Raw genomic sequence first — 21,563 nt, 5'->3', positions numbered from 1 at the left:
CTGTAAACAATTTCGACCTGGAGGTAGAAACGCGTGGCTCTCGTCGTCCAGAAGTACGGCGGATCCTCGGTGGCAACCGCCGAGCGCATCCGACGAGTCGCTGAACGGATCGTCGAGACCAAGAAGGCCGGCAATGATGTCGTCGTCGTGGTGTCAGCGATGGGCGATACCACCGATGAGCTGCTCGATCTGGCTCAGCAGGTGTGCCCTTCCCCGCCGGCCCGTGAAATGGACATGCTGCTGACTTCGGGTGAGCGCATCTCCAACTCCTTGGTAGCGATGGCAATTCACTCCCTCGGCGCCGAAGCTCGTTCGTTCTCGGGCTCACAAGCCGGAGTCATCACGACCGGCAGCCACGGAAACGCCAAGATCATCGACGTCACGCCGGGCCGTGTTCGCACTGCGCTGGACGAAGGCTCGATCGTTCTGGTCGCCGGGTTCCAAGGCGTCAGCCAGGACAGCAAGGACATCACGACGCTCGGACGCGGTGGCTCCGACACCACTGCCGTGGCGTTGGCAGCTGCACTCAACGCTGACGTCTGCGAGATCTACACCGACGTCGACGGCGTCTTCTCCGCTGATCCGCGCATCGTCCCCGACGCTCACCGCCTCGAGACGGTTTCCTTCGAGGAAATGCTCGAACTCGCAGCATGTGGCGCCAAGGTGCTCATGCTCCGGTGCGTCGAGTACGCCCGTCGTTACAACGTGCCAGTGCACGTCCGTTCGTCATACACCACCAAGCCCGGAACAATCGTGTCCGGATCGATGGAGGACATTCCTGTGGAAGAGGCCCTGATCACCGGAGTCGCGCACGATCGCGGCGAAGCCAAGATCACCGTTGTCGGATTGCCGGACACACCGGGACACGCTGCCAAGGTGTTCCGCGCAGTCTCCGATGCCGAGATCAACATCGACATGGTGCTGCAGAACATCTCCAAGGTGGAGACCAACAAGACGGACATCACCTTCACGCTGCCGACCGCCGACGGCCCCCGCGCCGTCGAAATGCTGACCAAGCGTCAGGAAGACATCGGCTTCACGCAGATCTTGTTCGACGACCACATCGGCAAGGTTTCCCTGGTCGGCGCCGGAATGCGGAGCCACCCGGGCGTCACCGCCACGTTCTGCGAGGCGCTGGCCAAGGCAGACATCAACATCGACCTCATCTCGACCTCTGAGATTCGCATCTCAGTGCTGGTCAAGGACACCGAATTGGACGACGCTGTACGTGTCATCCACGACGCTTTCGGGCTCGGTGGCGAAGAAGAAGCAGTAGTACACGCTGGAACGGGACGGTAATTTCTCATGACGACTATCGCTGTTGTCGGTGCGACCGGTCAGGTCGGCATCGTCATGCGCACTTTGCTCGAAGAGCGGAACTTCCCCGCGGACAAGGTGCGGTTCTTCGCATCTGCACGCTCCGCCGGTAAGAAGCTGCCCTTCCGCGGCGAAGAGATCATCGTCGAGGATGCGGCCGCCACATCGGATGAGGACCTGAAGGGCATCGACATCGCCCTCTTCTCAGCTGGCGCGACGCTCTCGCGCGCCCAGGCTCCGCGTTTCGCCGCTGCCGGAGCAACGGTTGTCGACAACTCTTCGGCATGGCGTAAGGATCCCGAGGTTCCCCTCGTGGTCAGCGAGGTCAACCCGCAGGACACGAAGAACCTGGTCAAGGGCATTATCGCGAACCCCAACTGCACCACCATGGCAGCGATGCCGGTGCTGAAGGTTCTGCACGACGAAGCCGGTCTGCAGCGACTGATCGTCTCCAGCTACCAGGCCGTGTCCGGTAGCGGCATCGCCGGCGTCGAGGAACTCCTCGGCCAGGTGCGCGCCGTAGTCGGCGACGCCGAGAAGCTGGTTCACGACGGCAGCGCTGTCGACTTCCCGGCCCCGAACAACTACGTCGCCCCCATCGCGTTCAACGTCCTGCCTCTCGCAGGTTCGCTGGTCGACGACGGAAGCGGCGAGACCGACGAGGATCAGAAGCTCCGCAACGAGAGCCGCAAGATCCTCGGACTTCCCGATCTGTTGGTTTCGGGCACCTGCGTGCGCGTTCCCGTCGTGACCGGGCACTCGCTCGCGATCAACGCAGAGTTCGCGAACCCGCTCTCGGTCGCTCGTGCGAAGGAAATCCTCGCCGACGCTCCTGGTGTGGAGTTGGTCGAGGTTCCGACGCCGCTGGCCGCTGCCGGTGGCAACGCGTCGCTGGTCGGTCGTATCCGTCAGGATCCGGGCGTCCCGGAGGGACGCGGACTCGCGCTCTTCGTTTCGGGTGACAACCTGCGTAAGGGCGCCGCTCTCAACACGATTCAGATTGCCGAGCTGTTGGTCGGCTAGATTTTCGATTGGTACCGGCCCCGCACCTAGGTGTGGGGCCGGTGTCGTCTTACTGGTGAGTTTCAGTCGAGTTCGGAGATTGCGACCAGGCCGCCTAGGAAGTCGGCATCCGAATACGCTTTGGCGAGAAGCACTCCGAGTTCGCCGAGAGCTTCGTTGTCGCCGCCGTAGGCAACAAACATGCCGGCCTCAGGATCGGTGCCGAATCGGCCTTCCAGATGCGGTGCATCGCGGCCTACCACTGCGTGGGCGACCGAAGCCCAGTCGTAGCCGGAGCCTTCGAAACCCTCTACCTGCTCGAATACCGCTGCCACCTTGCCGAAATGCTGGTCGGTGAGCATCAGTGACCAGTTTCCCGGAGACGTTTCGAAAAGCTGCAGCGGTTCGATCGATGGTGATGTCATGTGTGTATTGAAGCAGATCCGACCGACAGGTTTCAGTCGTCTTCTAGCGACCTACCGACTGAGCGAGAGCCACGGCGAAGCTGGAAAGCCGTTCTCGGGTATAGGTTTCGGGGTCGCTGACCGCCAACCGCCCGAGCATTTCGGCAAACGACAGCATCGTGTGGGCGAGGAGAACCGGATCCAGACCTTCGAGTTTCGGTTCGATGGCAATTCCGGCGCGGGCAAGTTCTTCGGCGCGAGCGAAAACGGCTCCGCGTGAGAGCTTCAACAGACCGTGATACTCACTGGGTGCGTTCTCGACAGATGTGAGAATCAGGCGCCAGCGCGTCGGGTTCGCGAGTACGGCGTCGACGAAGGCTCCAACGGTCCCGGTGTACGACGCGGCTGGGCCGAGTTCGCTCAGATCTGTCGGCATGGTTTCGAGCACCTGAGCGATGGCTCGCTCGTGCTCGCGGCGCAGGAGTGCGGCGACGAGATCGGTCCTCGTGTCAAAAATTGTGTAGAGGACGGGCTTGCCGACGCCGGCTTCGGCGGCGACTGATTCCATGCTGAGGTTGTGCAGGCCAACGCGGCCGGTGACCTCGAATGCTGCGTCGAGGAGCTGTTCGCGACGTTGCTCGGGCGCCATGCGCGGAGCGTACTTTCGACGCGGTGTGTCCGTTGTGTCTGCCTGTGACCTGGTCATCGTGTGCCTCACCTCCGCTCCCACCCTAATCTGCCCGCCACTTCTCCCTGAATAATACGCAACCGTTGTATTCGGCATCTGCAATTGTTACGGTGGCGTTGTATTCGAAGGGGTGCTCAGTGAGGCGCCTATGCCGAGATCTCGAGGAGAACAACCGCTATGACAGCGCCGAATGATCTGTTGCTCCATCCCTCCACGTACGATCGGCCGGAGTTCGACGCGACCACGCGGAGACTGCTGGGCGCGACCGTCGACTGGTTCGAGGCGCGTGGAAAGAATCGACTCCTGGCCGACTATCACGACAAGACCTTCTACTCCGACTTCCTCGACTTCGCGGCAAAGGAAGGCCTGTTCGCCACATTTCTGACGCCCGCCCGCGACAGCGGTGGTGACTCCGACAAGCGCTGGGATACCAGTCGTATCGCCGCGCTGTCCGAGATCCTCGGCTTCTACGGACTCAACTACTGGTACCCGTGGCAGGTGACCATTCTCGGTCTCGGGCCGGTGTGGCAGAGCGACAACGAGACGGCAAGGGCGCGAGCAGCTTCCGCGTTGAATTCCGGAGGTGTTGCGGCATTCGGATTGTCCGAGAAAGAGCACGGCGCCGACGTCTACTCCACCGACATGGTCTTGACGCCGAACGGCAGTGGCGGCTACCTGGCCAGCGGTTCCAAGTACTACATCGGAAATGGCAACTGTGCCAACACTATTTCCGTCTTCGGTCGCGTCGACGGGGTGGACGGTGCTGATCAGTACGTCTTCTTCTACGCCGACTCGGACCATCCGGCATTCACCGTGGTGAAGAACATCGTTCCGGCGCAGATGTACGTAGCGGAGTTCTCGCTCGCCGACTATCCCGTTGCGGCAGAGGATATTCTGCATACCGGCGAGGCAGCATTCAGTGCCGCACTCAACACTGTGAACATCGGAAAATTCAACCTGTGTTTCGGCGGAATCGGTATGTCGACACATGCGTTGTACGAGACGATCACCCACGCGCACAATCGAATTCTGTTCGGCAATCCCGTCACGGCCTTCCCTCACGTCCGACGTGAATTCGTCGACGCGTACGCGCGCCTGCTGGCAATGAGGCTTTTCTCGGATCGAGCGGTGGACTATTTCCGTACTGCATCGCCCGAAGACCGCCGCTATCTCTTGTTCAACCCCGTCACCAAGATGAAGGTGACAACCGAAGCGCAGAAAGTGATCGGACTGCTCTCCGATATCGCTGCGGCAAAGGGTTTCGAGAAGGACAGCTACCTCGCGGTGGCCAAGATGGATGTCGACGGGTTGCCCAAACTGGAGGGAACCGTCGCCGTCAATCTCGCCCTGATCGCCAAGTTCATGCCCGCGTACCTCTTTGCCCCCGAGTCATTTCCGGCGATTCCGACGCGTAGCGACGCAGCCGACGACGAGTTCCTGTTCCGTCAGGGCCCGGCACGGGGGTTGTCCAAGGTTCGATTCGACGACTGGCGAGCGGTGTACGCGAAGTTTGCGGATGTCCCCAACGTCGCGCTGTTCGTGGAGCAGGCCGAAGCGCTCGTGACCCTTCTTGCCGAAGCTGCACCGGATGCGGCGCAGCAGGTCGACTTGGACTTCGGCCTGGCGATCACCGAACTCTTCACCCTCGTCGTCTACGGCCAGTTGATTCTCGAACAGGCCGAGATCTTGGGATTGGACGAGGGGCAGCGCGACGGTGGAGTGGTGGATCAGATCTTCGATGTCTTGGTTCGCGACTTCAGTGCTGCGGCGGTGGAGTTGTACGGCAAGCCCAGCGCCAGTGAAGATCAACAACGATTGGCTCTCGCATCCGTTCGGCGCCCCGCGTTTGCGGCCGAGCGATTCGAGTACGTCTGGCAGCAGGTTGTGGCCCTGTCTGATGCATACGAAATGAACGGTGCTCGCGAAACAAACGGGGAGGTATGAAATGTCTGAACTGACGATGAATCGACCGCGTGAGGATTACGGCTTCTTCGGCCCAGGATCACCCAGTTGGAAAATATGGGCGGCTCCGACGGCATTGATCGGTTTCCAGCGGTCAGTGGTGCTCGAGCACTTCGACCCTTTCCTTGCTGCCGCAGTGGCAGACATGAGCGGGATCTACAGCGATCCGGCCGGACGACTCGACCGAACCTTGGCCTATTTCCTGACCGTCGCCACTGCCGACGGGCGGACGGCGCTGGCCTTGTCCGACCATCTCATGACGGTTCACGCTCAGGCCGCGGGCATCGAACCGATCACCGGAACTCGTTACAGTGCAAACAATCCGGCGTCACAACTCTGGATCCACGTGACGGGTTGGCATTCGGTGCTCAAGTGCTACGAGATGTATGGGCCGGGCCCGCTCTCCGCCGTCGAAGAGCAGAGGTACTGGGAAGAATGTGTGATCGCTGCCGAACTACAGACATGCAAGACCTCCGACGTTCCACGCTCGCGAGATGAGGTACGTGAGTACTTCGCAGAAGTAAGGCCCAGATTGTGTACCTCCGAGCGTGCCAACCGGGCGATGCACTACTTGTTGAGGACACCGAGAGTGCAGGGGAAGACGAAGTTCGCGACATTCAGCCGATTGGTCGCGCCGGCCACTATCGCGACGTTGCCCGGTTGGATGCGAACGATGGGTGGGTTCGATCAGCCCGCGTTGTTGGACAAGGCAATTGCGCCCGCGGTGCGAACGGCAGTCCGGGTGGGCAGTTCACCGAAGAACATGACCACTGCTCTGAAAGTCATTGCGCCGATGACGGGCAAGGTGTTGGAGCGCCACCTGCGTGACGAGCAACCCCTCGACCCGAGGGTTGTCACCCCAGCGGAGATTCGGGAGCGATTTCCACGCACCACCAAAGTTCCGCGGGCGGTCTGACGGAATTCACGGCCTGTTGGCACCGCATCGAGGTTCTCTTCGATGCGGCGCTGGGCCGTGTTCTGTTGTGCCCGAGGTAATACCTCAGGTTTTGAAGGTGGTGTTCGCCGGCCTGGGGTGCTGCCCGGGGTCGATCGAGGGCGGCGGGATGAACCACGGTTTGTTGTCGACGCCGATCCGAATCGACCACTTGCCGACGAACCCCGTTTTCCGGTGCATCAGCCGGTGATGCGAGCGGCACAGCAGGACAAGGTTGTTCATCACCGTTGGCCCGCCGTTAGCCCAGTGCCGAATGTGGTGCGCGTCGGTCCAGGCCGGTACACATGTGCAGCCGGGGAATGCGCAGCCTTTGTCTCGGGCGATCAGCGCCACTCGTTGTTCGGCGGTGACCAACCGTTTTCCGGGTTTCGCATCCAGCGGTGCGCCGTGATCGTCGAGTAGGACGGTCGAGAGGAAGCAGTCACACCCGAGAAGCCTGGTCTGCGAGACCGACAGCGGCCCGAGCCAGGGCATGTGCCCCACATCGAGATCCGACTGAGACTCTCCACCATCAGTTGGTGTTGCGGCGCAATCGCGGTGCTCCGCCAGATCGCGGGCGTTGATGTGCACGTTCACGTGCGGACGTTGCCCACCATCGGTACCGGTCTTCGCGCAGTCGAGGTAGCGGCGGATCAGTTCGGTGAACCCGTCCGCGGTTCGCTTCGCCGCGGACCGGGCATCGGGAGTTCCATCGGGCGCTGGTGTCGGCATCGTCAGATTCGACAACGCCGACAGCAGCATTTCGCCGGTGAGGGCGTCGAAATCTCCGCGGACCACCACCCGACCGTTCAAGGTCGACGCGATCCGGAGCTCGTTCCGGTCGATATCTTCGGCGGGCGGAATCTCATCGGACTCGAACACTCGCTCCAAGGTCGCGATAACGTTCCGCACTTTCGTTGTCGTCGCCTCCACGCCCGACGCAGCCGCGAACAGCAGGTCGATGCAGCGAGGTAACGCCTCCTCCGGCATCCCCTTCGGCGGGGACTCACAGAACGCCACGATCAAGGCGGCATGTTCGAACGAGCAATCCCCGCAATCAAATCTCGCTGCCACCGCGGGAAACGGCCGCAGCGCTGCACCGAGGGCGGCGATCTTCTTCCCGTCCCGAACCTGCAGCATCGTGTTCGCCGCCAACCACGCACCCACTCCGCGGCACGCGATCACCTGATCATCGGGACGCATCGACAGCTCGTCCACCACTGCCACCCGCACCGCCTCGAGACGCAGAATCTCCGCACTCGCCTCGACAGCAGCAGCCCGCAACTCGGCAGCAGACAACCGCCACAGACGACCACGCAATCCCACCGCAGAACCACACACCACATCCGACAACAGAACACTCATTGAATCCCCCGCTCCCCTACACACAAGACTACTCGAACATGCGTTCGAGTCAAGAGTGTTTTCGAATCCTCGATTCGATCCCGTCAAGGAGGATCTGTAGGCCCTGAGTAAATGACTCTTCGGTTTCTCGTTCGAGATAGAAGTCGCCGCCCGGTACCGGTGGGGCCTCCCGACCCAACTGCATCGTGTGGGGGAAGTCGTCCGCGAAATCCGGTGCAGCATCGGCCAGTGCAGCAGAAGACTCTGCCCACCAATGAGATTCGGAATCTCCGATGGTCGAGGCGCTCCGGATCTCAGCTAAGGTCCGTGCGGACCCCCGGATGAAATGGAAAAGCATGCTCACCGATCTGCGGATGGTCGGAGCATCGAGACCCGTGGAGTAGAGAATGGACAGGAGTGATTCGAGTCCTGCCTGCTCGTGCGGACCCAGGACGGGGCGCGCCAACGAGACACCCAATGTCCACGGATGGCGTGTATGTAGGGCGAAGAGTGCGGCGGCCCAGTCGGACAGTGCCATGCGCCAGTCGCCGGTGTCTGCGATCGGCGGTAGCTCGGCATGCACCCGGTCGTACATCAGGTCCAGTAGTTCGTCCTTTCCCGGTATGTAGGTGTACAACGACATCGCAGTGCGGCCGAGGTGGTCGCCGATCATGCGCATCGACAACGGTGTCGTGGGGTTGGCCTCGGCGACTTCGATCGCGGCGTCAACGACTGTGTCCGTGGACAGCGTGGGCTTCGGTCCTCGGCGGCCGGAGGGCGTCTCGGGCTGACGCCACAGAAGTGAAATCGTGCGTGCGATATCGCGTCGGCCTGCCTGTTTGTTCATCTTGTCGCTTTCGTGGAGTCGCGCTATTCTTAATTACTTTACAGTGTAAAGATTTGGGAGTGGGCATGGTTGAGGCAAGACTTCACGACGGGACAACTATCGAGGTCGAGGTTCTCGGACATGGCCCTGCCGTGCTGATACCCGTGAATCCGATTTCGGCTACCGGCATCAAGGCGGACGAACTGCGCGCCTGGGGCGTTGACCCCTCGCTCGGTCGAACGTTCATGGAAGGGTTGGCGTCGAACTTCACTGTGGTTGCCTTCGACTACGAAGGGCACCGGATGGCGTCGCCCGCTCCGGACACGCTCACTCCCGACAACATCACGTCCGACATTCTGGCTGTGGCGAATTCGGCTGGGATCGACCAGTTCGCCTACTACGGATACTCCTGGCTGGCTCTGTGCGGATTGCAGTTGGCGCTGCGCACCGATCGTCTGACCGCACTGGTCATGGGTGGTTTCCCGCCGGTGGATGGGCCGTACAAGGCGATGCTCCAGGTTACCGAAGCTACACACCGCATGACGAGTGAACCGACCCAGCGCACATCACAGCCCACGGCATCACCGGACGAGTTCGATTGGAACTCCATCGACATTGCATTGACCGGAGCGCAGACCCGGCAGTTCGTGACGCTGTACCGCGCACTTGGTGAATTCGACGATCGAACGATTCAAGGGCGCATCCTTTGTCCGCGAATGTGTTTCGTCGGTTCAGAGGACGTCATCGAATACGGTGACCGATGGGGTGGGGTACGGGTCGCGCCGGCCGATCTCGACCTCGACGCCGCTCGGTCGGCAGGGTGGGATATCGAGGTACTAGACGGTCTGGATCACACGCAGGCAATGCAACCGGCTCATGTTCTACCCATCCTCAAACCTTGGTTGGAGAAGGTGGTCGGTGTTTGACCGCGCGAGCACACGGGTAACCCGTTCCGGATGCCGTCAGCGTGAGGGGGCCGTGAGTGGACGAGTCACACAAGATCCGTCGCCGATCGTTTGTTCAAGGGCTTGGCCTGCTGGCCGGCCTGAGCGCGTTGTCCGCTGGATCAGCGACGGCTCGACCCGCTGACATCGATCCGCTGCGCCCATTCCAATTTCCGTCACCCCGGCTGGAACCGTTTCGGGAGACCCTTCCTGTCCTGCCGGCCATTTCGGGTGACAATCTGGAACTTCGCGCGGCCTCGTCGATGCACCGTTTCCACCCGGACCTACCGCCGTCGCCGTCGCTGGGTTACGGCGGACTGGATTATCTGGGCCCCACCATCGAAGCTCACGTCGATCAGCTCGTGACAGTGCGATACGCGAATGATATTTCGGCGTATCCGCTTGCCGCCGATGTCGATCCGGGTCTGCACGGTGTGAGCGACCTCGACCGCACACAAGTCCCCACCTCGCTTCACCTGCACGGAGGAGTTACTGCACCGCAGTTCGATGGGCATCCGGAGCTGATCCAGCGTCCGGGCGAAGGTTTGGTCCACGAATACACGAATGGTCGTGCGGCCGGAAATCTCTGGTATCACGATCACGCCATGGGGATGACGCGCCTCAATGTCTACGCCGGGTTGGTCGGGATGTATTTTCTCCGTGACGACGCAGATACGGGCGCCACCGGGAATTCGCTCGGCCTTCCGTCCGGCGAGTTCGAAATCCCGATGATTCTGCAGGACAAGGTATTCACCTCCGACGGTCAACAGAGTGTCCGTTCCACGTGGCTCACTCCGCAGGGTTCCTGGGATCCGGCGACTCCCGGTGACGTTGGCGTGGTGAACGGCGTTGTGTGGCCGAAAGTGGAGGTGGCTCGCGGACTGTATCGGTTGCGACTGCTCAACGCCGCAACTTACTCGGTGTGGAATCTGCACTTCGCAAATCGTATGCGGTTCTGGGTGATCGGATCAGAAGGCGGTTTGCTGGCCGCTCCGGCGCCGACGGATCACGTTCGGTTGAGTCCGGGTGAGCGCGCTGATCTGCTTGTCGACTTCAGTATGCTCGAGCCGGGCACGACGGTGGAATTGCGCAACGACGAACCGGTACCCCTTGCGGTGGCTCAACGCGGCACGCAGGTGATGCCGGTGTTCTGCCGGTTCGACGTTGGCAGCGCAAAGGGGCTCACCGGATCGATCCCGCAGCAGCTGAATTCCGTTGCCGCCGAACCAGCGTCCCCGGATGTGGTGCGAAACCTCACGATCATGCAGCTGTCGCGTCCCTCGGATTATCCGTCGATCACTATGTCGCTCAACAATTTGAGGTTCACCGATTCTGATATCGAACTGCCGCGCCAGGGGACCGTCGAACAATGGAATCTGATCAACATCACCACGGAACCGCATCCGATTCATCTGCATCTGGTGGCGTTCCGCGTTATGGGGCGCCAGAACATCGACACTGCAGCGCTGATGCAGCGGTATCCGGTACCTGACCTGGGGGTCCGGTGGACGCCGTCGGCAGAGGAATTCGTGACCTCTTCGCTGCGGCCTCCCGAAGTGTGGGAAGCGGGGGAGAAGGACACGGTCATCGTGGATGCCAACTCGATCACCCGCGTGATCGTGCGCTTTCCGACGGCCGACGAGTTGGGCTTCGATCCGGATGCAACTTTCGCGAGAGGTTCCATGGCAGATCACTCGGCACACGGAGAAGCTGGCATGGGGGACCTGCAGGGGTACGTCTGGCACTGCCACATGCTCGATCACGAAGACCACGACATGATGTTGCGATATCGGGTGGTGACGTAGCCTTCAAAGGGAGAAAAGTTCCCAGAGGAGGCAGCTGTGTCGGAAGGTGCGCCCACCGGGCCCCTGGACGGATATCGGGTGATTGAACTTGGAACCTTGATCGCCGGCCCCTTCGCCGGGAAATTGCTCGGCGACATGGGAGCCGATGTGATCAAGATCGAATCACCGGACCGCCCAGACCCGCTTCGTACCTGGGGTCAGGCTGAGCAGGACGGTCATCGATTCTTCTGGACGGTTCACGCGCGCAACAAGCGGTGTGTGACGTTGGATCTTCGTGTCGACGCGGGCCGAGACCTGTTTCTGAATCTGGTCGAACATGCGGACGTGGTGGTCGAGAACTTCCGGCCTGGCACGCTCGAGAAATGGGGTCTGGGATTCGACGTTCTCAGCGCGCGCAATCCGAAGTTGGTGTTGGCCAGGGTATCCGGCTACGGGCAGAGCGGACCGCAGGCTAAGAGCGCCGGCTACGCCTCGGTGGCTGAGGCAGTCAGCGGATTTCGGCATCTGAACGGTTATCCAGGGCAGGCACCTCCGCGTATTGCCCTTTCGCTCGGAGATTCCCTCGGCGGGATGTTCGCTGTTCAGGGAGTGTTGGCGGCGTTGCTCTCGCGAGAGCGGACCGGCCGCGGTCAGGTTGTCGATGTTGCTCTCACGGAATCCTGTCTGGCGGTGCAGGAATCCACGATTCCGGATTACGACAGAGGCGGCATCATCCGGCAACCTTCGGGAACGAGGTTGGAGGGTATCGCGCCGTCCAACATCTATCAGACCTCTGAAGGAAACTGGGTGGTGATCGCGGCCAATCAGGACACGTTGTTCGCTCGGCTGTGCGCCATCATGGGTCGACCGGAACTAGCGCATGACGACCGATTCTCCAATCATGTTGCGCGTGGCAAACATCAGGACGAGCTCGACGAATTGATCAGCGCCTGGGTCGCGCTCCAAGATCCCACCAGCCTGGTGGAACGCCTCACCGAAGTGGGAGTTGTTGCCGGGCCGATTAACACGGTCGAAGACGTTGTCAAGGATCCGCAGTTGATCGAACGGGGAATGCTGGTCGACCACTACGACGAGCGGATCGGGGAAAACGTGCTCGGCTTGGGTGTCGTGCCTACCTTCAGCGAGACCCCTGGATCCGTGCGCAACGCGGGAGCGTCGGCGCCTGGTCACGACAACTCCTCCGTCTGGGGCGGGCTCCTCGGACTCTCGGACGAGGAGCAGGCAGAACTGAAGACGAAGGGTGTGATCTGACATGTCGGTCCCCGAAGTGGGTATTCCTGCAGTCAGGATTCGTGAAGTCGGGCCACGGGACGGGTTACAGATCGAAGACCCGGTGTCGCTGGCGGAGAAACTTCGCCTTGTCGAAGCTCTGGCTGCGACGGGTGTTTCGCGTATCGAGGTGACGTCGTTCGTCTCACCGCGCGCTGTGCCGGCATTGGCCGACGCGGAGTTGTTGGCCGCAGAACTGCACCAGTGGCCCGGCATCGAGTTCTCGGCATTGGTCGCCGGGATCGGTGGAGCGAAACGAGCCGTCGCCGCAGGAATGAAGACCGTCGAATATGTTGTGTCGGCATCGAATGGCCACAGCGAAGCCAACACTCGGTCGACCACGGAGCAAGCGACTGAACGTATCGGAGAGGTCGTCAGTATCGTTCACGACGCCGGTGGACGGGTAGAGGTCATCGTGGCCACAGCCTGGGACTGCCCCTTTGACGGCCCCACCGATCAGGATCGTGTTCTGCGGATTGCGGAGCAGGCCAAGAATTTCAACGCCGATCAGTTCTCGATCGCGGACACCATCGGCACTGCCACGCCGGGGCGGGTCGGACGGTTGATCGACGCTGTGGGCGAAAGAGTGGGTGACTTCGGCTTGGGTGTGCACTTCCACAACACTCGCGGCGCTGGTCTTGCCTGCGCCTTGACGGCTGTGCAGCACGGTGTTCGAAACTTGGACGCGTCCACTGGTGGTCTCGGTGGTTGTCCGTTCGCTCCCGGTGCCAGTGGCAATATCGCGACGGAGGAACTGGTCTACATGCTCGAAGACATGGGCATTGCGACAGGTATCGACCTGGATGCGAGCATTCGTGCCGCTGCCGTTGCAGAGGAGATAGTGGGCCATCCGGTTCCCAGTAATCTTCTCCGCGCCGGCGATCGGAAGCGGTAGGGACCGTTACTCTTCTCGGTTGGGTGATGCCAGGTGCAGTTTGACCAGCTGCTCGTGTGCCGCCGGCGGCCAACCGATGCGCTGCTTCTCCAGATACCAGGCACCGGCGGCAAATATGATCGCGAGGACGATCCGGATCGCGACACTTCCGATCTGGGAGCCCAGGTCGCTCGACTAGGACGCTTCGCCGGTGCTGTAGTCGCATTCCGTTGTGATCGAACTCGATTCGTCGAACGTCTTCAGTGTCGACCAACATCGTGGCCATAGCGGTACGCCGAGGTGGAAGGATTCGAATGGTCACTTCGCCTCGCGTGATCGCGGTGAGTTTCCCGGACGAACCATCGTGACGAGTTCAGTCCCGGGCTACCGACCCGTGGGCTTCCACTAACCCGACACAGCGGTGCGGAGATGCAGTTTGCTCTGTGTCAAGATTTGAAGTCAGCCTGGACTGTTTTACGTTTTGGCTCTACAGTTGTCTTGTGACCGAGACCACTTCTGACGCGAAAGTAGGCCGTACGCAGGCCGAACGAACTGCTGCGATGCGAGGGCGCCTGCTCGACGCCGCTGTCGACTCGCTGGTCGAACTGGGCTACGCACGGACCAGTACGCAAGAGATCGCCCGCCGCGCAGGCGTTTCGCGGGGTACGCAACTGCATCATTTTCCGACCAAGGAATCGCTGGTCGTTGCGGCCGTCGAGTATCTGGTCGACAAGCGACTGGAAGAAATCCTCACCGCTGAAGTGGATCGCGACCTCGGCCTCGAGGTCCTGGCGGACGCGTTTTCCGGGCCGCTGTTCTATGCCGCCCTCGAATTGTGGGTCGCGGCGCGAACCGATCCCGTCCTGCACGCGGCGACGGTACCCCTCGAACGCAAGGTCAATGAGGCACTCGAATTCGGCAGTGCCGAGTTGTTCGGCGATCGCTTCGATTCCGAATCGGTCGAACTCACAATCGAACTCGTTCGTGGGCTTGCCGTCTCAGCCCTTTTCCGTACATCCGAAGCCGACGACGCGCTCAGAGCGCGACTGTTGCCGGCCTGGCAATCCCGAGTGGAGAAGAAGTGAAGCTTCCCGAACATGTCGAAACGTTGATTGTCGGTGCCGGATTCGCCGGTATGGGCTTGGCAGCCAGAATGCTTCGCGACAACCGAGCGGCGGACGTCGTGTTGATCGAGCGCGGAGTTGATATCGGTGGCACCTGGCGCGACAACACCTACCCCGGTTGTGCGTGTGACGTGCCGACGGCGTTGTACTCGTATTCGTTTGCGCCGAGCGCAGATTGGAGTCATACGTTCGCTCGTCAGCCCGAGATTTACGACTACCTGAAGAAGGTGGCTGCAGACACCGGCATCGGGGATCGCGTAGTCCTGAACTGCGAACTCGAAGCTGCTGTCTGGGACGAGGATGCGGCGCTGTGGCGTATTCGAACATCCCGAGGGTCCTTGACGGCCAAGACGTTGGTCGCCGCTACCGGGGCGTTGTCGACACCCAAGATTCCGGACTTTCCCGGGCTCGAACAATTCTCCGGTACCACTTTCCATTCGGCGACGTGGAACCACGAACACGAACTGCGTGGTGAGCGCGTAGCCGTGATCGGAACGGGAGCGTCGGCGGTTCAGTTCGTTCCCGAAATTGCCGATCCGGCGGCCCACGTCACCGTGTTCCAGAGAACTCCGGCCTGGGTGATCCCGCGAATGGACCGCACCCTGCCTGCCGCGCAGAAGGCCGTGTACTCGCGGATTCCCGCTACGCAGAAAGTGGTTCGGGGATGGGTGTACGGCTTCCGTGAGCTACTCGGTGCCGCGATGTCGCACGCGACGTGGGTGCTGCCGGCCTTCGAGGCGGCCGCGCGTCTCCATCTGCGGCGACAGGTCAAAGATCCGGAATTGCGCCGGAAACTGACTCCAGATTTCACGATCGGCTGCAAGCGGATGCTTCTGTCCAACGACTGGTTGCGCACACTTGACCGTGTGGACGTGAGTCTGGTCGACAGTGGGCTCGTCTCGGTAACCGAAAACGGAGTGGTCGACGGACGCGGAGTCGAGCACAAGGTTGACACCATCATCTTCGCCACCGGTTTCACTCCGACGGAACCGCCTGTCGCGCATTTGATCACAGGAAAGCGGGGAGAGACGCTGGCCGCGCATTGGAATGGAAGCCCCCACGCGTACAAAGGCACTGCGGTGAGTGGGTTCCCGAATCTGTTCCTCATGTACGGTCCGAACACCAACCTCGGTCACAGTTCGATCGTGTACATGCTCGAGTCCCAGGCCGAGTATGTCAACGATGCGTTGAACACCATGAAGCGTGAGCGACTGGACGCTCTCGATGTCAACGAGTCGGTACAGGTGCACTACAACAAGGGAATTCAGCACGAGTTGCAGCACACCGTGTGGAACAAGGGCGGATGCTCGAGTTGGTACATCGATCCGGAGGGGCGCAACTCGGTGCAGTGGCCGACGTTCACTTTCAAATTCCGGTCGCTGTTGGAGCATTTCGATCGGGAGAACTACTCGGCTCGCAAGATCGAAAGCGTCGAGGCATGACCACGACGCACTACGACGTGCTGGTGATCGGTTCGGGATTCGGTGGCAGTGTCGCCGCTCTTCGTCTGACGGAGAAGGGTTACCGTGTCGGGGTGCTCGAAGCCGGTCGACGGTTTGCTGACGACGAGTTGCCTGAAACCAGTTGGCGACTGCGAAAGTATCTGTGGGCGCCGTGGATTGGGTGCTATGGCGTGCAGCGCATACATCTGCTTCCGGATGTGCTGGTGATGGCGGGATCCGGAGTGGGCGGAGGATCGTTGAACTACGCCAACACGTTGTATCAGCCACCCAAGCGGTTCTTCGAAGACCGTCAGTGGGCGCACATCACGGACTGGCACGACGAGCTGGCGCCGTACTACGACCAGGCCAAGCGGATGTTGGGTGTTCGCACCAATCCGTCCTTCACTCCCGCCGATGCGGTGATGAAGGAGGTAGCGGAAGAAATGGGTGTGGGGGAGACCTTCACGTCCACACCCGTCGGCGTCTTCTTCGGGGAGGCAGGAGTTTCCGTGCCGGACCCGTTCTTCGGCGGGAAGGGACCCGAGCGCACCGGCTGCACCGAATGTGGGGGATGCATGACCGGGTGCCGTGTCGGGGCGAAGAACACGCTGGTCAAGAACTACCTCCATCTCGCCGAGCAAGCGGGCGCCAGAGTGCACCCGCTCATGACCGTCACCGACCTGCGGCCGGCGGCAAGCGGTGGTTACCACCTGCTCGCGAGGCGAACGGATGGCGTCCGCCGACGAGAAGTTCGGTTCACCGCCGACCAGGTGGTGGTTGCCGCCGGAACCTACGGAACGGCGAGACTGCTGCTCGGTATGAAGGAATCCGGTGCCCTGCCTGGCCTGTCGGACACTCTGGGCACCGTCGTACGCACCAACTCGGAGGCCGTACTGGCAGCAACGTCGAAGTCGCGTCGACAGAACTTCACGCAGGGCGTCGCGATCACATCGTCATTTCACCCGGATGATCACACGCATATCGAACCGGTGCGATACGGCAAGGGCAGCAATGCAATAGGACTTCTGCAGACCGTCCTGAGTGACGGGGGTGGGCGAACTCCCCGGGTGCTGAAGACTCTGGCGGTCGCGGCCCGGCACCCAGGTGCGTTCCTTCGATCATTGTCGGTGCGGAACTGGTCCGAGCGAACCGTCATCGCGCTGGTGATGCAGACCGACGACAACTCCCTCGAACTTTCCAAGAACACCAAACGATTCGGACGTTCCCTCACCAGTAGGCCGGGGCCGGGTGATCCACCTCCCCCGTGGATTCCGCAGGGGCATACAGCTATTCGCAAGGTCGCCGAGAAGATCGACGGCGATCCGGGTGGTTCCATCGCCGAGATCGTGAACATCCCGATGACGGCGCACTTTCTGGGTGGCTGCGCGATCGGGGACAGTGCGTCGAGTGGTGTCGTCGATCCGTATCTCCGTGCCTACGGATATGCGGGCCTGCACGTCATGGACGGTTCGGTGGTGAGCGCGAACCTCGGAGTGAATCCTTCCCTGACGATCACCGCGCAAGCGGAACGAGCGTGCGCAATGTGGCCGAACAAAGGTGGCGCAGACGCCCGCCCGAGGACTGGCGAGCCATACGTACGTATCGACCCGACGTTGCCGTCCGATCCGGTGGTGCCGACGCATGCACCAGGCGCTTTGCGGCTTCCCCTGACCATTCGAGCTGAGAAGGTGTCCGATGTGGAGCGTGCCTGAATCGACAAGCGACCGCGTCGACTGGCCGGTGAGTGCTCCGCCGCCGTGGCCGGCTCGCGTTCGCGCGACACTGTGGTGGCACCGCAGTACGTCGGCGGCGCGCGAGCTCGGGCCGGACGGTCGAACGATCCCGATGACGGTGGCCATGATGGTGGACTACCTCGATTCTCCGGTCGGTCCGTATCGCGAGATCCTCGCCAGCCCGGTCTTGCATGCGCCGGGAAAACGGATCGGTCCGATGCCACGGATGGCGGTTCCTTTCATCGCGGTGGATTCGGAACCGTCGGTGCACGGCGGACGGGTCCACTGGCAACTGCCCAAGGTTCTTGCCGAGTTCGACGGAGATGTGCAGCGGAATTTCACTGCGACCGGCAACGGATGGCGGGTGCGCTCGGACGTGCGGATGCTCGGGCCGCGTCTGCCGATTGCCGGGGCGTTGGGGTTTGCACAGCCGGACGTCGGCGGCGGTGTGGCGATTGCGTCGGCGAGGCTGACGGGGTCGTTCCGATACGCGCGCGTGAGCGTCGAGGCAGAGGGACCGACACTGCCGAACTGGTTGGCCGCGGGGACCCATCATGGCGTCGTGATTCTGGGCGGAAAGATGACTACCGGAGCAGCCAAACACCGGTAGCAGGGGTGTGACCTGCGAAAGAACGACCGAGGCCGCCCGTCAGTGATTGGGCGGCCTCGGTCGTGTTGTGTTGAAAGTTAGGTGTCGACGTCCCACAGGCGCCTCTCGGCGGGTGGTCGCTCGCAGCGACAAAAGGGGTGGGGCCCGGGGCTTGTTCGGACGCCGACAGGGTGTTCAACGGTGTTCTGCACGGATTTGTTCCCGCTGCGCCTATGTGACGCCAGTCTCGTTTCAACTTAGGCAATCCTTTTCTTGACTAATTCCAGAAAAGCGGCATACTGGGAAACATGCGAGACGGAGAGCATGACTTCGACCCCCGAGCGCAACTGCGCGCCGTCGGGTTGAGGGTCACTGCTCCGCGCCTCGCCGTGCTGGATGCGGTTACAGCCCAACCACATTCAGACGCCGATTCTGTTGCAGCACTCGTGCGGCAGCAGCTCGGATCGGTATCCACACAGGCCGTTTACGACGTGCTGAAGGCATGCGTGAACGCAGGATTGCTGCGACGCATCGAGCCGGCGGGTTCACCCGCCCGGTTCGAGACGAGGACTGGTGACAACCATCATCACCTCGTCTGTCGCGGCTGCGGCAACGTCGTCGACGTCGATTGTGTTGTCGGCCAAGCTCCCTGCCTCGAACCTTCCGATAATCACGGCTTCAAAATCGACGAAGCCGAGGTCGTGTTCTGGGGCCGTTGCCAAGATTGCCTGAAGAATTCTGCCGAATCCGACACCGAGTCGGACGCGGTCTCGCAGAATCGAATTGATGCGTCCAGAACCTCCGAGTCGGCCCCCTCGCATGCAGCCCATGCGTTTGGCTCGGATGCAGCCCCGCTCCTCTGACGCCCAGCCCACAACGCTAGGAGGCTTCGCCATGACCAAGCCCACCACCAACAATTTCGGTATCGCGGTCGCAAGTGATGACGAATCGCTGACCGCGGGTATTCAGGGGCCGGTGCTCCTTCACGACCACTACCTGATCGAGAAGCTCGCGCAGTTCAACCGCGAGCGTGTCCCGGAGCGCATCGTCCACGCCAAGGGTGGCGGCGCTTTCGGTGAACTCGTCATCACACACGACGTCAGCAAGTACACCAAGGCCACGTTCCTGCAGCCGGGTAAGAAGACCGAGTCGCTCGTCCGCTTCTCCACCGTCGCCGGTGAGCAGGGCAGCCCGGACACCTGGCGCGATCCGCGCGGTTTTGCGATGAAGTTCTACACCGAAGAGGGAAACTATGACCTCGTCGGCAACAACACCCCGGTGTTCTTCATCAAGGACGCCATCAAGTTCCCCGACTTCATTCGTTCGCAGAAGCGACTGCCCGGCTCCGGTCTTCGTGACCACGACATGCAGTGGGACTTCTGGACTCTGCGTCCCGAGACCGCTCACCAGGTGACCTGGTTGATGGGTGATCGCGGTATCCCGAAAACCTGGCGCAACATGGACGGCTTCGGATCGCACACCTACCAGTGGGTCAACGCTGCGGGTGAACGCTTCTGGGTGAAGTACCACTTCAAGACCGATCAGGGCATCGAATTCCTGACGCAAGCCGAGGCAGACAGCCTCGCCGGTAGCGATCCCGACTACCACCGTGCGGATCTGTACAATGCCATCGAGGCCGGTAATTTCCCGAGTTGGACCCTCAAGGTCCAGATCATGCCCGTCGACGAGGCCGAAGGCTACCGCTTCAACCCGTTCGACCTCACCAAGGTTTGGTCTCAGAAGGACTACCCGCTGATCGAGGTCGGCAAGTGGACGCTCAACCGCAACCCGGAGAACTTCTTCGCGCAGATCGAGCAGGCGTCGTTCGAGCCGTCGAACGTGGTGCCCGGCATCGGATTCAGCCCGGACAAGATGCTTCTCGGCCGCGTCTTCTCCTACGCCGACGCACATCGTTACCGTATCGGCACCAACTACGCCGACCTGCCGGTCAACGCCCCGAAGAACGAGGTGAACTCCTACTCCAAGGAGGGCGCCATGCGGTACAGCTTCAATTCCCCCTCGACGCCGGTGTACGCACCCAACTCGTACGGCGGACCGCATGCCGATCCGTCGGTTGCCGGTGACGAAGGCCTGTGGGCGTTCGACGGCAAGGCAGTGCGCGCCGGATACATCGAGCACGCCGAGGACGGCGACTTCACGCAGGCCGGAACGCTGGTCCGCGAAGTTCTCGACGACGCAGCTCGTGAGCGCCTGGTGAGCAACATCGTCGGCCACGCCCTTGCCGGCGTCAGCGAGGAAGTTCTGCTGCGTGTCTTCGAGTACTGGAAGAACGTCGACGCAGATTTGGGTAAGCGCGTCGAAGAAGGCGTACGTTCAGGTCAGTGAACCGCTGACCTGACAATCGAATAGGTATACCGAATGCGGGCCGCTGCAAGGGAAATCACTTCCCGGCAGCGGTCCGTTTTCGTCTGCCCGACTACAGCAGTGCGAACCAGTAGACGAAGCATGCGAGAAGGAACACAACTATTGACTCCATGACGACACCCCTGTTCGACGTGCACTTCTGCTCTTCGCACTCTCCATGATCCGCTTCTCGAGCGGAGAATGCTCGGGGCACAAGTTTCGCGAACGGAAGTGTTGGGCAGTCAATTCCCATGGCAATAGGTGCAGTTCTCTTCGACATCGACGGAACCCTCGTCGATTCCAACTATCTGCATGTAGAAGCGTGGTCGCGAGCCTTCTTCGAGGTAGGTCGCCCGGTTGACGCGTGGCGGGTGCACCGCAGCATCGGGATGGACGGCGACCAACTGTTGGAGGCGCTGCTCGGCGAAGACATCGACGGGTGCGGGCCGCGGGCCAAAGAACTTCACACCACGTACTACCGGCAGTCGGCCGACCGTCTCCGAGTGCTGCCGGGAGCGCGCGAGTTGATCCGCCGAGTTCACTCGCTCGGACTGCACGTGGTGCTCGCTACCTCGGCGCCTGACGACGAACTGAAGTTGCTGCGCCAGACGCTCGACATCGACGAAATGATCTACGCCGCCACCTCTTCGGAATCCGTCGAGGAGGCCAAACCTGATCCGGACCTGATCGAGGTCGCGCTCGCGAAGGCAGGTGTCGACGCGGGTGAGGCGGTCATGGTCGGGGACGCCGTCTGGGACGTGAAGGCGGCGACATGGGCGGGCGTTGTGGCTGTGGGAGTGCGCAGCGGCGGCATGTCGACCGACGAACTCGAAGGCGCGGGTGCGGCGGCCGTGTACGACGACGCCCGCGACCTTCTCGACCACCTCGACGGCAGTGTGATCTCCGAACTCGTTTCAGGCCAAGATACCGGGAGTTGATCAG

At 61.6% G+C, this 21,563-nt stretch carries 19 protein-coding genes; 15 read left to right on the top strand and 4 right to left on the bottom strand.

All coding sequences use genetic code 11. From position 1 onward, the window contains the following. Positions 1-33: 33 nt before the first annotated feature. Positions 34-1,299, top strand: a complete 1,266-nt coding sequence (locus tag R4P65_RS11310; protein WP_317826554.1) for an aspartate kinase — start codon at positions 34-36, stop codon at positions 1,297-1,299. A gap of 6 nt (positions 1,300-1,305) precedes the next feature. Continuing rightward, a complete protein-coding gene (locus tag R4P65_RS11305) occupies positions 1,306-2,340 on the top strand; it encodes an aspartate-semialdehyde dehydrogenase (protein WP_042447794.1) in 1,035 nt (344 codons plus the stop codon). A 62-nt stretch (positions 2,341-2,402) separates the two neighbouring features. Here the strand turns inward: R4P65_RS11305 and R4P65_RS11300 are convergent, their stop codons facing one another. Together R4P65_RS11300 and R4P65_RS11295 are read right to left on the bottom strand one after the other, a co-directional pair. Beyond that, the gene (locus R4P65_RS11300; protein WP_317826553.1) at positions 2,403-2,744 is read right to left on the bottom strand and encodes an Imm51 family immunity protein; all 342 of its coding nucleotides are present in this window, start codon (positions 2,742-2,744) and stop codon (positions 2,403-2,405) included. A gap of 43 nt (positions 2,745-2,787) precedes the next feature. After that, on the bottom strand, positions 2,788-3,429 hold the full coding sequence (locus R4P65_RS11295; RefSeq protein ID WP_317826552.1) for a TetR/AcrR family transcriptional regulator: 642 nt from the start codon (positions 3,427-3,429) through the stop codon (positions 2,788-2,790). A 138-nt stretch (positions 3,430-3,567) separates the two neighbouring features. Here R4P65_RS11295 and R4P65_RS11290 point away from each other — a divergent pair, with 138 nt between their 5' ends. Both R4P65_RS11290 and R4P65_RS11285 read left to right on the top strand, forming a co-directional pair. Continuing rightward, positions 3,568-5,355, top strand: a complete 1,788-nt coding sequence (locus R4P65_RS11290; RefSeq protein WP_317826804.1) for an acyl-CoA dehydrogenase — start codon at positions 3,568-3,570, stop codon at positions 5,353-5,355. 1 nt (position 5,356) lies between these two features. After that, on the top strand, positions 5,357-6,289 hold the full coding sequence (locus tag R4P65_RS11285) for an oxygenase MpaB family protein (RefSeq protein WP_317826551.1): 933 nt from the start codon (positions 5,357-5,359) through the stop codon (positions 6,287-6,289). A gap of 84 nt (positions 6,290-6,373) precedes the next feature. Here R4P65_RS11285 and R4P65_RS11280 read toward each other — a convergent pair whose 3' ends face one another. Both R4P65_RS11280 and R4P65_RS11275 read right to left on the bottom strand, forming a co-directional pair. After that, the gene (locus R4P65_RS11280) at positions 6,374-7,672 is read right to left on the bottom strand and encodes an HNH endonuclease signature motif containing protein (protein WP_317826550.1); all 1,299 of its coding nucleotides are present in this window, start codon (positions 7,670-7,672) and stop codon (positions 6,374-6,376) included. A 49-nt stretch (positions 7,673-7,721) separates the two neighbouring features. Next, positions 7,722-8,498, bottom strand: coding sequence for a TetR/AcrR family transcriptional regulator (locus R4P65_RS11275; protein WP_317826549.1), 777 nt, complete (start codon positions 8,496-8,498; stop codon positions 7,722-7,724). A 65-nt stretch (positions 8,499-8,563) separates the two neighbouring features. On the opposite strand from R4P65_RS11275, the gene R4P65_RS11270 reads away from it, so the two are divergent. The 11 genes from R4P65_RS11270 to R4P65_RS11220 all read left to right on the top strand — a co-directional run bounded on the left by R4P65_RS11270 (position 8,564) and on the right by R4P65_RS11220 (position 21,559). Further along, complete coding sequence (locus R4P65_RS11270; protein WP_317826548.1) at positions 8,564-9,403, top strand: alpha/beta hydrolase; 840 nt, start codon at positions 8,564-8,566, stop codon at positions 9,401-9,403. A gap of 56 nt (positions 9,404-9,459) precedes the next feature. Further along, entirely contained in the window at positions 9,460-11,226 is a 1,767-nt protein-coding gene (locus tag R4P65_RS11265; protein ID WP_317826547.1) for a multicopper oxidase family protein, read from the top strand. Positions 11,227-11,262: 36 nt separating this feature from the next. Further along, a complete protein-coding gene (locus tag R4P65_RS11260) occupies positions 11,263-12,477 on the top strand; it encodes a CoA transferase (protein WP_317826546.1) in 1,215 nt (404 codons plus the stop codon). Position 12,478: 1 nt separating this feature from the next. Then, positions 12,479-13,390, top strand: a complete 912-nt coding sequence (locus R4P65_RS11255; protein ID WP_317826545.1) for a hydroxymethylglutaryl-CoA lyase — start codon at positions 12,479-12,481, stop codon at positions 13,388-13,390. Between the two features lie 539 nt (positions 13,391-13,929). Then, positions 13,930-14,454 carry a TetR/AcrR family transcriptional regulator gene (locus R4P65_RS11250; RefSeq protein ID WP_317826803.1) on the top strand — a complete coding sequence of 175 codons (525 nt, stop codon included), beginning with the start codon at positions 13,930-13,932 and terminating at the stop codon, positions 14,452-14,454. Continuing rightward, positions 14,451-15,935 (top strand): NAD(P)/FAD-dependent oxidoreductase, encoded by a 1,485-nt coding sequence (locus R4P65_RS11245; RefSeq protein ID WP_317826544.1) that lies wholly within the window; start codon positions 14,451-14,453, stop codon positions 15,933-15,935. The genes R4P65_RS11250 and R4P65_RS11245 overlap by 4 nt, the downstream gene beginning before the upstream one ends. After that, positions 15,932-17,647: a GMC family oxidoreductase gene (locus R4P65_RS11240; RefSeq protein ID WP_317826543.1), complete on the top strand. Its 1,716-nt coding sequence runs from the start codon at positions 15,932-15,934 to the stop codon at positions 17,645-17,647. Before R4P65_RS11245 ends, R4P65_RS11240 begins: the two co-directional genes overlap by 4 nt. Continuing rightward, positions 17,631-18,278 carry a hypothetical protein gene (locus tag R4P65_RS11235; protein ID WP_317826541.1) on the top strand — a complete coding sequence of 216 codons (648 nt, stop codon included), beginning with the start codon at positions 17,631-17,633 and terminating at the stop codon, positions 18,276-18,278. The genes R4P65_RS11240 and R4P65_RS11235 overlap by 17 nt, the downstream gene beginning before the upstream one ends. A gap of 287 nt (positions 18,279-18,565) precedes the next feature. Then, positions 18,566-19,120 (top strand): Fur family transcriptional regulator, encoded by a 555-nt coding sequence (locus tag R4P65_RS11230; protein WP_317826539.1) that lies wholly within the window; start codon positions 18,566-18,568, stop codon positions 19,118-19,120. A 31-nt stretch (positions 19,121-19,151) separates the two neighbouring features. After that, entirely contained in the window at positions 19,152-20,603 is a 1,452-nt protein-coding gene (locus R4P65_RS11225; protein WP_317826537.1) for a catalase, read from the top strand. Between the two features lie 269 nt (positions 20,604-20,872). Continuing rightward, positions 20,873-21,559: an HAD family hydrolase gene (locus R4P65_RS11220; protein ID WP_317826536.1), complete on the top strand. Its 687-nt coding sequence runs from the start codon at positions 20,873-20,875 to the stop codon at positions 21,557-21,559. The last annotated feature ends 4 nt before the right edge of the window (positions 21,560-21,563 follow it).

It is taken from the genome of Rhodococcus sp. IEGM 1318 (assembly GCF_033142465.1).
GTDB classification, from domain to species: Bacteria; Actinomycetota; Actinomycetes; order Mycobacteriales; family Mycobacteriaceae; genus Rhodococcus_F; species Rhodococcus_F qingshengii_B.
The sequence above is the reverse complement of the archived record's forward strand: the minus strand, read 5'-3'. Positions and strand labels throughout refer to the sequence as shown.